At 68.5% G+C, this 8,907-nt stretch carries 12 protein-coding genes; 5 read left to right on the forward strand and 7 right to left on the reverse strand.

Annotated features, from left to right (window positions below; translation table 11 throughout):
- Positions 1 to 84 precede the first annotated feature (84 nt).
- Positions 85 to 906 carry an SDR family oxidoreductase gene (locus tag BLT43_RS01455; RefSeq protein ID WP_090109441.1) on the reverse strand — a complete coding sequence of 274 codons (822 nt, stop codon included), beginning with the start codon at positions 904 to 906 and terminating at the stop codon, positions 85 to 87.
- 620 nt (positions 907 to 1,526) lie between these two features.
- On the opposite strand from BLT43_RS01455, the gene BLT43_RS01460 reads away from it, so the two are divergent.
- Both BLT43_RS01460 and BLT43_RS19210 read left to right on the forward strand, forming a co-directional pair.
- Positions 1,527 to 2,501: an AraC family transcriptional regulator gene (locus BLT43_RS01460; protein WP_090109443.1), complete on the forward strand. Its 975-nt coding sequence runs from the start codon at positions 1,527 to 1,529 to the stop codon at positions 2,499 to 2,501.
- Between the two features lie 207 nt (positions 2,502 to 2,708).
- Entirely contained in the window at positions 2,709 to 2,894 is a 186-nt protein-coding gene (locus BLT43_RS19210; RefSeq protein WP_207497382.1) for a hypothetical protein, read from the forward strand.
- Between the two features lie 39 nt (positions 2,895 to 2,933).
- Here the strand turns inward: BLT43_RS19210 and BLT43_RS01465 are convergent, their stop codons facing one another.
- The 6 genes from BLT43_RS01465 to BLT43_RS01485 all read right to left on the reverse strand — a co-directional run bounded on the left by BLT43_RS01465 (position 2,934) and on the right by BLT43_RS01485 (position 6,511).
- The gene (locus BLT43_RS01465) at positions 2,934 to 3,386 is read right to left on the reverse strand and encodes a c-type cytochrome (protein WP_242652178.1); all 453 of its coding nucleotides are present in this window, start codon (positions 3,384 to 3,386) and stop codon (positions 2,934 to 2,936) included.
- Between the two features lie 2 nt (positions 3,387 to 3,388).
- Positions 3,389 to 3,526, reverse strand: a complete 138-nt coding sequence (locus BLT43_RS19060) for a hypothetical protein (RefSeq protein WP_017927530.1) — start codon at positions 3,524 to 3,526, stop codon at positions 3,389 to 3,391.
- Between the two features lie 57 nt (positions 3,527 to 3,583).
- Positions 3,584 to 4,015, reverse strand: coding sequence for a DUF411 domain-containing protein (locus tag BLT43_RS01470; protein ID WP_090109447.1), 432 nt, complete (start codon positions 4,013 to 4,015; stop codon positions 3,584 to 3,586).
- A 21-nt stretch (positions 4,016 to 4,036) separates the two neighbouring features.
- Positions 4,037 to 5,452, reverse strand: a complete 1,416-nt coding sequence (locus BLT43_RS01475) for a multicopper oxidase family protein (protein WP_207497383.1) — start codon at positions 5,450 to 5,452, stop codon at positions 4,037 to 4,039.
- 72 nt (positions 5,453 to 5,524) lie between these two features.
- Positions 5,525 to 5,854, reverse strand: coding sequence for a hypothetical protein (locus BLT43_RS18820; protein WP_131802608.1), 330 nt, complete (start codon positions 5,852 to 5,854; stop codon positions 5,525 to 5,527).
- A gap of 201 nt (positions 5,855 to 6,055) precedes the next feature.
- Positions 6,056 to 6,511, reverse strand: a complete 456-nt coding sequence (locus BLT43_RS01485) for a MerR family transcriptional regulator (RefSeq protein ID WP_090109450.1) — start codon at positions 6,509 to 6,511, stop codon at positions 6,056 to 6,058.
- A 73-nt stretch (positions 6,512 to 6,584) separates the two neighbouring features.
- On the opposite strand from BLT43_RS01485, the gene BLT43_RS19290 reads away from it, so the two are divergent.
- From BLT43_RS19290 to merA, 3 genes are read left to right on the forward strand one after another with little or no spacing between them, the layout of a single operon-like run.
- Complete coding sequence (locus BLT43_RS19290; RefSeq protein WP_242652179.1) at positions 6,585 to 6,929, forward strand: hypothetical protein; 345 nt, start codon at positions 6,585 to 6,587, stop codon at positions 6,927 to 6,929.
- Positions 6,926 to 7,156: a mercury resistance system transport protein MerF gene (merF, locus tag BLT43_RS01495; RefSeq protein ID WP_090109451.1), complete on the forward strand. Its 231-nt coding sequence runs from the start codon at positions 6,926 to 6,928 to the stop codon at positions 7,154 to 7,156. The genes BLT43_RS19290 and merF overlap by 4 nt, the downstream gene beginning before the upstream one ends.
- Positions 7,157 to 7,168: 12 nt before the next feature.
- Positions 7,169 to 8,584 (forward strand): mercury(II) reductase, encoded by a 1,416-nt coding sequence (gene merA, locus BLT43_RS01500; protein ID WP_090109452.1) that lies wholly within the window; start codon positions 7,169 to 7,171, stop codon positions 8,582 to 8,584.
- Positions 8,585 to 8,907 lie beyond the last annotated feature (323 nt).

Consider the following 8,907-nt stretch of genomic DNA (forward strand, 5'->3'; position numbering starts at 1 on the left):
GTCTACGACTGCGGGACTGACCGGATGCAAAGATCGAAAGACGGCGCGGCGCAGGAGCGCCGCGCCGAAACGTGAGCGACGATCTCAGAGGCCGAACTGCCGCTTGATGCCGCCGATGAACTCTTCGTCGTCCTGGGCGGAGCGCGCGGCCATCAGTTGCTGGGCATCTTCGCCCGCCGTGTAGCGCAGGCGCGGGCTGTTGTCGTTCACGGCGTCCCAGATCGCCTGCGAGACGACTTCCGGGGCCGAGGCGTTACGGGTGAAGTCCTCGCTGCCCATGGTCTCGAACATCGCCTGCACGATGGGCTGGTAGCCGGCGAGGCCTTCGTCGTTCCGGAAGTCGAAGGACCGCCCGCCGAAATCGGTGGCGATCATGCCCGGCTCAACGATCTTCACGCGGATGCCGATCGCCTCGAGTTCGTAATGTAGGGCCTCCGAGAGCCCTTCGACGGCGAACTTCGTGCCGTGGTAGAGCGTGCCGAGCGGGAAGGTCATCCGGCCGCCGATGGACGAGATGTTGACGATGGTGCCGGACGCCCGGTCTCGCATGGTGGGCAGCACCGCCTTCGTGACCTCGAGCAATCCGATCACGTTGGTGTCGAACTGTCGGCGAATGCCCTCCACGGGGAAGGCTTCAAGAGGCCCGTAGGCGCCGTAGCCCGCATTGTTGAGCAGCACGTCGATCGCGCCGAAGCGATCGATCGCGGCATCGACGGCAGCGGTGATCGAGGCGCCGTCGGTCACGTCGAGCCGGGTGACGAGGACCCGATCGAGCGCCGAGAGTTCGGTCTCGTTCTCCGGGCTGCGCATGGTGGCGACCACGTTCCAGCCCTTGTCGTGGAAGAAGCGGGCGGTGGCCCGGCCGATGCCGGTCGAGGCGCCGGTGATGAGAATGGTCTGGGGCATGTCGGTCTCCGTCGGGAGGGTTGGCGATGAGACCGAGATGGCACTGCTGCGGGGTGCCAGCAAAATCGGATCGCGCCATTTCGCCGCCGGATCACGCCAATCGGAAGGGCTGACGTCTTCATGCCGTGCGGGGTCGCTGCATGGTGTCGGTTGGCGCGATCCGATATTGATATGGCGTGTTGTAGTGAGGCGTTGGCATGGCCAATCGGCTATCGCGGAGCCGTGGGGATTGGGCCCCATTGCAAAGGACTTCGACATGGCACCGCAGCAGGCAGCCCTTTCTATCGGTGCCATCTCGGGCGTCGGCAATGCGAACGAAGGCCGGATGGCGACGCTTTCAGGCACTGATGCCCACGATGAATTGGCAGCCAAGGTCGCCAGCGTCGTCGCCAGTTGCTCGATGCAGGGCAGGGGCTCTTCGCCGCTGGTGGTCGATGATGCCGTTGCCCGCGTGATCGACTTGCACGGCGCCAAGGCGCGTTATGACGGCGGCCGATGTGGCAAGCCGATGATCCGGGTCCGCAGATGGCGGGGCGACCGGTCCTTCGATCGGATGGCGCTGGGCATGATGAGCGAAGGGAGACATCGTGCGAACAGGAGCGTCCAGATACGCGATCGACATGGGGTGGGGTTTGATCCTGGGGCAGCTCGGGATCGATCCGCAGGACGTGCTGCGCAGCGCCCGTCTTCCGCTCGACCTGTTCCGGCGCGAGGCGGCCTCGCTCGACAGCGCCGAGTATTTCCGGCTCTGGCAGGCCATGGAGCGCGTGTCGGGCGACCCGCTTCTGCCGTTGCGACTGGCCAGGGCGATGACCGCCGAGACGTTCAGCCCGGCGCTCTTCGCCTGCCTGTGCAGCGAGAGCCTCGATGCGGCGCTGGCGCGGCTGGCGCTCTACAAGCCGCTGATCGGCCCCATGCATCTTTCCGTCGAGAAAGACGCGTCCGAGACCGTGGTCGAGATCCGGGGGCTGCCAGGCGACATCGACCCGCCGCCGTCGCTCATCGCCGGGGAGCTGGTGTTCTTCACCCATCTCGCGCGACTGGGGCTGCGCGAACGGATCGTGCCCACCCGCGTCGAAAGCCCGGTGCCGCTGCCTCAGCCGCACGCCTTTGCCGACTGGCTCGGCTGCGCACCGCGCCACGGCGAGGCGGCCCGCGTGGCCTTCCGCGGGCGCGACGCGGAGCGGCCGTTCCTGACCGCGAACCCCGCGATGTGGGCCGCCTTCGAGCCGGGGCTGCGGCAGCGACTCTCGGATGCCACCGCGCAGACCTCGATGGCCGGGCGTCTGCGGGGCTGGTTCAACGAGACCATCGCGTCCGGCCGGGTCAGCATCAACGAGGCCGCGCGCGATCTCGGGGTGAGCGGACGGACCTTGCAGCGCCGGCTTTCGGCGGAGGACACGAGTTTCCAGAAGGAGCTCTCCGCCGTCCGCGAAAGGCTTGCCCGCCACTACCTGACGCAGACGCGCCTCAGCACCGGCGAGATCGCCTTCCTGTTGGGCTATGCCGAGCCGAACTCGTTCTACCGCGCACTCCATGGTTGGACGGGTGCGACGCCCGACAGGATTCGGAGCGGCGGCGGCGTGGTCTCGTGAAGCCCGATTGCCGAGCGGGTCTTGCAAGGGGCTCGTGCATGAACGGATCCCGAGCGAGCGGTGACGTCGGCACGACGACACCATCCGGTCCCATGGCGTCTTTGAGTTGTACCCCGGCGCCGGAAAGTCTCGCTTCCTTTGACCGAAGGACGATCATGCACCGACAACTGACCCGGAGCACCCGATTGGGGCAGGTCAGAAAAAGGCATGTCCAAGTTGGAAGCCGACCCCGGCCATGCTGCGGCGGGACGCGAGAAATGCGTCGAGGATGGCATGCCCGGCGGTCTCGCCAACCCGCTCGGGACGCGGGCGCTCGACCTCTTCCCGAAGTCGGGCAATCGCTACGGCTCTGTCCAGCAGGGGAAGGGCTGCCGAAGCCGAGCAAGGCGGTAATGGGTCGACGCCCGCAAGGCCGCCGACCCCGGGGCATGGTCAGCCGCCGGCGGCCTCGTCGGCGGCCGTGACGCGCTGCTGATGCGTGCGTTCGCGTTCGGGCCATTCCGACTTCAGGTAGTCGAGGATCGCCTCGACCTCGGCCTCGGTGAGAAGACCCTCGAAGCCCGGCATGTCGCTTTCGTAGCCATTTCCGACCACCGCCTCGGTGCCGCGCAGGATGATCTCGCGCAGCACTCGGTCGGGGTGGTGCCAGGTGTGGCCTGTCGCGTCATGCGGCGGGGCGGGCAGTCGGCCCGAGGGCAGGGGCCGGCGCCAGTCCGGCTGGCCCTCGAGCTCGGCGCCGTGGCAGGCCGCGCAGTTGTCGAGGTAGAGCTGGCGGCCGTGTTCGGTCGCGTCACCGCCCGAGGGCCAGAGCGCGACCGCGCCGGCGCCCAGCAGCAGTGCGGCTCCAGAGGCGGCCACGAAAACCGCTGCTCCCCGTCGTGCCATGGCTATCCTCCCGGGCTGCGAAGATACTTGATCAGCGCCGCCGCGGCGAGCAGCAGCACCAGCACGGCCAGCAGGCAGACCGCGCCCATGCCGAGCATCATCCATCCGCCCATGGCGGTCATCATCTCGGGTCCCATCATACGGGTCTCCAATCATCGGGAAACGGCCGGCGCGGAACTGCGCCGGCCGGAAGGGCATCACTCGGCCGGATAGGGCAGCGCCGTGCCCTCGGCGTCGATCATCACGACGTCGAGTTCGACGTCCGGGTCGTCGCCCATGCCGGGCGCGCCCATCGGCATGCCGGGCAGACTCAGGCCGATCGCCTCGGGCCTCTCGGCAAAAAAGCGCGACAGGATGTCGGCGGGCACGTGGCCGTTGATCGCGTAGCCGTCGATCAGCGCGGTGTGGCAGCCCTGCTGGCCTATCGGGATGCCGGCCTTCTTGTTGACGGTGGCGAGGTCGTAGGTCTCGACGATCTCCACCTCGTAGCCGTTCTCGCGCAGGTATTCGGCATGCGCCGCGCAGCAGCCGCAGTTCGGGTCTTTGTAGAGCGTCATCGCGTCGGCAAGCACCGGCAGGGCGGTGAGGCCGAACAGGGTGGCGGTGGCTAGGGTCCTGATGGTCTTCATGCGGGGTTTCCTTTCCATGGTTCAGGTCGCGTCGGCGACGCGGATCAGCGCCGCCATGCCGGCAGCCTGGTGGGCGAGGACGTGGCAGTGCAGCATCCAGTCGCCGGGGTTGTCGGCCCGGAACGCGATCTCGACGCGCTCCTTTGGGGCCATGAGAACGGTGTCGCGCCATTCGCGGTGCACGGTCGGCCGGCCATCGCGCGAAACGATGCGGAAGACGTGGCCGTGCAGGTGGATCGGGTGCCACCAGCCGGTGCGGTTCTCCATCGCGATCAGCTGCGTGCTGCCGCGTTCGGCCACGATCAGGGGCGGGTCGTCATGGCCTTGCGCGGCGCGGCCATTGATGAACCACATCCGGCCCTGCCGCATCTGATCGATCATCGCGGGCGCGTCCGCGCCCATCATCATCTGCCCCATCATCCCGCCGTGAAACACGACCTCGTGGCGCGTGGCGGCGGCAAGGTCGGGCTCGGGCAGTGGGTTCGGGGGCAGGGCCATGTCCCAGTCCGGCGCGCGGGCGCGCAGCGGCGTGTGGCCATGCACCAGCGTGGCGACCTCGTAGGCGCCGTCGGGCCGGAACAGGTCGCGCACCGGGGCCTCCGTGCCGGCCCCGCCGCTGGCGTCGAGCACGATGTCGGCGCGCATGCCCGGCCCGATCAGCACCACGCCATCCTCGGGCGCATGCGGCGCGACCGGCTGGCCGTCGAGCGCGACGACGACCGGCGCGAGCGCCCCGAAGTCGAGCGCGAAGATCCGGGCCGTGGCGGCATTGACGATCCTGAGCCGCAGCCGCTCGTTCGGAGCGACCGCGATGCGGGGGCCGGGCCGGCCGTTCAGCGTCACGTGGTTGCCGATCCGGCCGCCATGCATCGCGTCATGCATGCCGTCGAAGTCGGACGCGATCGCGCCATCCGGTTCGAGCCGCCAGTCCTGAAGCATCCAGACGAGGTCGCGATCGACGCGGATCGGCACCTCTTCCTCGACCACCAGCGCGCCCGCGAGGCCGCGCCCCAGCTGTTCGGCGCCGCCCATATGCGGGTGATACCAGTAGGTCCCGGCATCGGGCAGGTCGAACTCGTAGTGGAAGTCCCCGCCCGGCGGGATCGGCGGCTGCGTGAGATGCGCGACGCCGTCCATGGCGCTGGGCACGCGCAACCCGTGCCAGTGGATGCTGGTCGGCGTGTCGAGGTCGTTTCGGGCGTGCAGGCTGAGGCGGTCGGCTTGCCGGAAGCGAAGCTCCGGGCCCGGAAGGTCGCCGCCATAGCCCCAGACCGGCGTCGCCGGGCGTGGCTGGGCAAGGAGTTGCGCCTGCGTGCGCATGGCGGTCAGCTCTAACTGCGGTCCGGCTGCGGCGGCGGTCGGCAGGAACGCAGCGCCGCCCAGCGCCGCGGCGCCAAAGAGGAAGCCTCTGCGAGAGAGGCCCGTGAAATGGGTCATCTGGATAATCCTGATCGGAAGGTGCCGCGCGATGCGCGCGGAGTTGGCCCGCCTCGAAGCAGGCGGGCGGCTTCAGACCAGTCGGCGGGGTGGCTCCAGCAGCGGGGCCGGGCGACCTCCGGTTCGCGAAACGTCGCCGAACACGCGCCGGACCTCGCGAATGGAAGACACGAACGCCCAGTCCGGGGAGTTGATGTCGAGTGCAGCTGCTCCGGCCGCACAGGCGCCTACGGCCGGGCAGGCATCGCTGCCGTCCGTCATTCCCTCGGGGCAGTCCGCGCAATCGGCCATCGCGACCATTGCCGAGCCGTCATGCATCGCCGGCATCGCCTCGGCGACGATGGGCGTGGATTGAGCCACCAGCCCGATCAGGAACAGGCAGAGTGCAAGGAGGCGAGCCATGGGGAGCATATGGGCAGCATCGGCAAGCCCACGCAAGGCCTTGGCGTGGCTCCCTCACTTTGCTGTCAGCGATCAGAGGCCATTCGCAGGGACGTCCCAGAGCGTTCGCCGCGCGAAGGCTTGCTATCCGCCATGGGTCGTGAACCGCCAAGTGCGGGTCAAGGCGGAGAACCCACCTTCGCGGCATCACGCCTGGAGGGGCTATTCGGAAGCCGCGTCGGCCTGTTCTGGCTCGGTCTGCCCCCCTTTGAGGACGTCGAGCAGCGGACAGTCGGGGCTGTCGGTCCCGGTGCAGCTTGCGATGGTCCGGGCCAGAAGGGTCTCGATCGCCTGTAGATCGCGGATCTTGGAGCGGACCACGTCGAGATGGTGTCGCCCCAACTGTTCGACCTCGGCGCAGGTGTGGCTGCCACGATCGACCAGGGACAGCAGGGCGCGGATCTCCTGTATGGTGAAGCCGAGATCCCGTGCGCGCTTCACGAAGTTCAGCCGCTCCACATGCGCCGGGCCGTAGCGGCGGTGGCCTGTTGGCGTGCGTGGCGGGTCGGGCATCAGGCCGACGTTTTCGTAGTAGCGGATCGTCTCGAGATTGCAGCCGGTCAGCCGGGCAAGATCGGAGCGCCTCAGGTCGTTCGCGACGGCGTGATCGTCCGGCATCGGAATTCTCCTTGATCCTGTAGCTGCTACAGACCCTAGCTTGCCTGTCATCGAGCGACAACGGAGCGGCGCGATGACTGCGAAGATGATCAGGGCCGAGCGACTAAGCGGGGGAGGACCAGACGGAACCGGCCGGGCCGGGACCGTTGCCGGGCTGCTCGGTACGCTCGCGATGACCTCGGCCTGCGTCCTGCCGCTGGTGCCTGTCAGCCTCGGCGTCACTGGCTTCGTCATCGGTCAGCACACCGCGCTCAAGCGCATCGACACGGTGGAGGTCGCGCAGTTCGTCGCAGGAGAGGCCGAGGATGACACCCATTTTCTGCGCTACGACGCCGCCGCCACGGACCGCGAGGCGCTGATCGCCGTCGTCATGGGCGTCGGTCACGATGCGGCCCTGCACGCGGGGACCGGTTCATGAGCCGGCGCGAGGCATCCTCCGACACCAACGACCGCCTCCTGAAATACGGGCTGATCGGCACGGTCGTCGTGGCGCTGTGCTGTTTCACCCCGGTCCTGGTGATCCTGCTGGGTGCGGTCGGGCTCTCCGCCCTTCTGGGCTGGCTCGACATCGTGCTTCTGCCGGCGCTCGCAGTGTTCGTCGGCGTGACGCTCTACGCGCTCTGGCGGCGCCGGCGACCGAACTGAATAGAGGTGGACATGACTGATTGCTGCATCCCCAAGGGCGGCGCTTACGACCTCGCCGTGATCGGTGCCGGCTCGGCCGGGTTCTCGGCCGCCATCACCGCCGCTGAAGCCGGGGCGCGGGTGGCGCTGATCGGCGACGGCATCATCGGCGGAACCTGCGTCAACGTGGGCTGCGTGCCCTCCAAGGCGCTGATCCGCGCGACGGAGGGGCTGCATCACGCCCGCGCGGCAAACCGGTTCGACGGCATCAAGGCCGGGGCCCGCCTCACCGACTGGGCCGCGACGGTGGCGCACAAGCAGGCGCTCGTGGACGAGCTGCGTGCGGCGAAATACGAGGACGTGCTGTCCGCGCACGAGAACATCGACCACGTCGAAGGGCGCGCCCGGTTCGATGATGAGGGCAGGCTGACCGTGGACGGCGCCGCCTTCCCGGCGACGAAGATCGTGATCGCGACCGGGTCCCGGCCGCATGTGCCGGCGATCCCCGGCATCGAGACGGTCGAAGCCATAGACAGCACATCTGCGCTGGAACTGACCGATCTGCCCGCCTTGATGCTGGTCCTCGGCGCGGGCTATGTCGGCGTGGAGCTGGCGCAGATCTTCGCCCGCGCCGGTGTCGCGGTGACACTGGTCAGCCGCCGCGGCGTGCTGCCGGAGGCCGAACCCGAGGTCTCCGAAGCGCTGGAGGGCTACCTCGCCGAAGAGGGCATCCGTCTGGAACGGGTCACGGGCTACGAGAGCGTGGCACGCGACGGCGGCAGCGTGCGTCTGACCGGCACCGGGGGTGAATGGTTCGAGGCCGAGCGCCTGCTGCTCGCCACCGGGCGGGTGCCGAACAGCGACGCTTTGAACCTCGGCGCCGCGGGGATCGGGACCGATGCGCGAGGCGGCATCGTCGTCGACGCGCAGATGCGCACCGCCAACCCGGAGGTCTGGGCCGCGGGCGACGTCACCGGGCGCGACCAGTTCGTCTACATGGCCGCCTACGGCGCCAGGCTCGCGGCGAAGAACGCGGTGGCGGGCGAGGCGCGCGTCTATGACAACCGCCTGATGCCGTGGGTCGTGTTTTCCGACCCGCAGGTGGCGGGCGTGGGGCTGAGCGAGGCACAGGCCAGCGCCGCGGGGCACGAGGTGGTCACATCGGTCCTCCCGCTCGACGCGGTGCCGCGCGCGTTGGCAGCCCGCGACACGCGCGGGCTGATCAAGCTGGTGGCGGACGCAGGAAGCAAGCGGCTGCTGGGCGCGCAGATCCTTGCCCCCGAGGGTGCCGACAGCATCCAGACCGCGGCGATGGCGCTGCGGGCGGGGCTTACCTACGAGGAGCTGGGCGACACCATCATGCCCTACCTTACGACCGTCGAAGGGCTGAAGCTCGCCGCCCAGACCTTCGAAAAGGACGTGGCCGCGCTCAGCTGCTGCGCAGGATGAAGCCATAGGCGAATGATCGGATTGCGCTCTCCCCGCGGCGTCGTAGCGCAGTTCTCCGTCTAATGGTTCACATGACGAAGCAGCCGCTTTGGCGTGCAGTACGACGCAGCCTTTGTCTGCCTGTTGCCGCAGGACGAACTGTTTCGTTTGTAGTGCCGCGCTGCGGACACGTGGCTCCTTACTGAGGTGGCTTGATCGCAAGCTGACGTGGCTCACCCCGCGCGTCTGGCCATCGGGACGAGAACGACCAAAACCTGAACTGGTTAACCTGCAGACGACGCCTCTCGGGGGAGCAGATCACGCCGGTTGCCGACGGTGCCGGT

Source organism: Limimaricola pyoseonensis, assembly GCF_900102015.1.
In the GTDB taxonomy this organism is placed as follows: Bacteria; Pseudomonadota; Alphaproteobacteria; order Rhodobacterales; family Rhodobacteraceae; genus Limimaricola; species Limimaricola pyoseonensis.

What these genes read in the sequence shown, in the direction of transcription:
- BLT43_RS18820 (WP_131802608.1), bottom strand. Translation starts at nt 5,854, where the DNA reads ATGGCTCGCCTCCTTGCACTCTGCCTGTTCCTGATCGGGCTGGTGGCT.
- BLT43_RS01465 (WP_242652178.1), bottom strand. Translation starts at nt 3,386, where the DNA reads ATGGCACGACGGGGAGCAGCGGTTTTCGTGGCCGCCTCTGGAGCCGCA.
- BLT43_RS19290 (WP_242652179.1), top strand. Translation starts at nt 6,585, where the DNA reads ATGACTGCGAAGATGATCAGGGCCGAGCGACTAAGCGGGGGAGGACCA.
- BLT43_RS01460 (WP_090109443.1), top strand. Translation starts at nt 1,527, where the DNA reads ATGGGGTGGGGTTTGATCCTGGGGCAGCTCGGGATCGATCCGCAGGAC.
- BLT43_RS01470 (WP_090109447.1), bottom strand. Translation starts at nt 4,015, where the DNA reads ATGAAGACCATCAGGACCCTAGCCACCGCCACCCTGTTCGGCCTCACC.
- merF (WP_090109451.1), top strand. Translation starts at nt 6,926, where the DNA reads ATGAGCCGGCGCGAGGCATCCTCCGACACCAACGACCGCCTCCTGAAA.
- BLT43_RS19060 (WP_017927530.1), bottom strand. Translation starts at nt 3,526, where the DNA reads ATGATGGGACCCGAGATGATGACCGCCATGGGCGGATGGATGATGCTC.
- BLT43_RS01475 (WP_207497383.1), bottom strand. Translation starts at nt 5,452, where the DNA reads ATGACCCATTTCACGGGCCTCTCTCGCAGAGGCTTCCTCTTTGGCGCC.
- BLT43_RS01485 (WP_090109450.1), bottom strand. Translation starts at nt 6,511, where the DNA reads ATGCCGGACGATCACGCCGTCGCGAACGACCTGAGGCGCTCCGATCTT.
- BLT43_RS01455 (WP_090109441.1), bottom strand. Translation starts at nt 906, where the DNA reads ATGCCCCAGACCATTCTCATCACCGGCGCCTCGACCGGCATCGGCCGG.
- BLT43_RS19210 (WP_207497382.1), top strand. Translation starts at nt 2,709, where the DNA reads ATGTCCAAGTTGGAAGCCGACCCCGGCCATGCTGCGGCGGGACGCGAG.
- merA (WP_090109452.1), top strand. Translation starts at nt 7,169, where the DNA reads ATGACTGATTGCTGCATCCCCAAGGGCGGCGCTTACGACCTCGCCGTG.